Annotated in this window: 1 protein-coding gene; it reads right to left on the reverse strand. The window is 36.1% G+C overall.

Annotated elements, in window-relative coordinates:
• Positions 1 to 140 precede the first annotated feature (140 nt).
• On the reverse strand, positions 141 to 1,019 hold the full coding sequence (locus HUN22_RS17100; RefSeq protein ID WP_174731904.1) for a MetQ/NlpA family ABC transporter substrate-binding protein: 879 nt from the start codon (positions 1,017 to 1,019) through the stop codon (positions 141 to 143).
• Positions 1,020 to 1,282: the final 263 nt, after the last annotated feature.

Consider the following 1,282-nt stretch of genomic DNA (forward strand, 5'->3'; position numbering starts at 1 on the left):
GCTCCAAACAGTCCAAATAATACCGTGATTCAACATAAAGAAGCCGAACGTCTAGTTAAATAAAGTATTTAACTAGAAAAAAAACTAAGCCCCGATTACCAGAGCTTAGCTTTAAAAAATCATTTTAAATCAAAAACTACTTATTTAATATCTGCAAATTCAGAAACAGGCTTGTTCACTTCAACTTTTGTGCCACCGAATTTTTCGCTCACGAATTTTTGCACTTTAGGTAAGTGGTAGAGTTCACCTAATTTCGTGTAGATCGGGTCATTTTTGTTTGCTTCAGCTACACCCAATAAATTGACATAAAGCTTAGTAGACTGGTCAATAGGCTCACGGAAGATAGAATCTTTCATTACATTTAAGCCACCTTCAAGTGCCAATGTATTACCTAGTACAATCGCATCCACATCGTCTTTAACACGAACCGCTGTAGTCATTTGAATTGGTTTTAATTGCAAATTTTTAGGGTTTTCAGCGATGTCGTTCGTTGTCCCTTTTACAGGGTCAAAATTCGGTTTAAGTTTAATCAGTTTAGCAGACTGTAATAATGTTAATGCACGCGCTTCGTTAGCAGTATCGTTTGGAATTGCGATGGTCGCGCCTTGTGGGAATTCTTCAACAGATTTAACTTTATTTGCATAAATACCCATTGGCTCTAGGTAAGTTGTCGCAACAGCAGCAACTTTAGCAGTATTTGAAGCATTATAAGCGGCTAAATAGTTAAATGACTGGAACGCATTTACGTCTTGTTCACCATTTGCGACAGATGTATTGAGGACAACATAGTCAGTCAAATTGGTAACTTCGAGTTTAATACCCGCTTCTTTAGTCTCAGGAAGCGTTGCAACATATTTCCAGACATCAGTATCAGAACCTGTTGAAACAAGTTTAATTGTTCGAACTGACTCAGTTTTGTTTTCGGCCGTTGCTGTATTTTCAGTTTGTGCAGGTTGTTTGTTACATGCAGTCAGAGTTAGGACAGATGCGCTGAACAGTACACTAAATAATTTTTTCATAGATACATCCTAAAATAGGAAATGCTTACTCTACAAAAGAGTGTGACATTCCCAACCATTGGGTCAAAATGCAATTTTTGGGTGGAAATAATATCCAGATATAGGGTTTAGAAGACTGAATTCAGCATTATTCCTTCCTTGAACTTACTCGGTGAACAATAGAATTATGTTTTGAATCAGTTTCTAAATATGGTCTCATCATATATCAATAAATGAATATTCTACAAATAAGTTGTTCAATTCTGTCATATAGACCTTTGATT

The organism is Acinetobacter lactucae (genome assembly GCF_013344765.1).
Taxonomy (GTDB): Bacteria; Pseudomonadota; Gammaproteobacteria; order Pseudomonadales; family Moraxellaceae; genus Acinetobacter; species Acinetobacter lactucae_A.